The sequence below is a fragment of the Bacillus sp. 22475 genome (genome assembly GCF_052044835.1).
Taxonomy (GTDB): Bacteria; Bacillota; Bacilli; order Bacillales; family Bacillaceae_G; genus Bacillus_A; species Bacillus_A cereus.
The window spans coordinates 1-366 of record NZ_JBQENW010000108.1 but is presented as its reverse complement, the minus strand read 5'-3'; the positions used below and the strand labels follow the sequence as shown (position 1 = coordinate 366).

The window sequence follows — 366 nt, the reverse complement described above, 5'->3', positions numbered from 1 at the left end:
CTTTTTTGCTTTTGAATGTTGGGAAGTCATTTTGACCACGAAAGAAATTTTTATAGGCAGTTTGCAAGTTTAGTTGAGCATTTGCCAAAGCTAATGAATCCACTTCTTTTAACCACTCAAATTCTGCTTTGTATTTCGCAGGAGTGGGAAGCTTTTGTTTCTTTAGTTGATCTTTATGTTTTTCATACGCTTCTTTCCGTTCAGCTAACATTCTGTTATACACGAAACGTACACAACCGAAGGTTTTACGCATAAGATGTGCTTGCTCTTCTGTTGGATACAAACGGAATTTATATGCTTTATTCTGCTTTGTCATATCATTTCACCTCACTTTTCACTTTGATTTTCAATATATGTTTTTACTAC

1 protein-coding gene is annotated in these 366 nt (G+C 34.4%); it reads right to left on the bottom strand.

Going from position 1 to position 366, the window contains the following annotated elements; translation table 11 throughout:
• A partial coding sequence (locus ACTJJY_RS32140; protein WP_440607459.1) for a helix-turn-helix domain-containing protein occupies positions 1-316 on the bottom strand: 316 nt, incomplete at its 3' end.
• Positions 317-366: the final 50 nt, after the last annotated feature.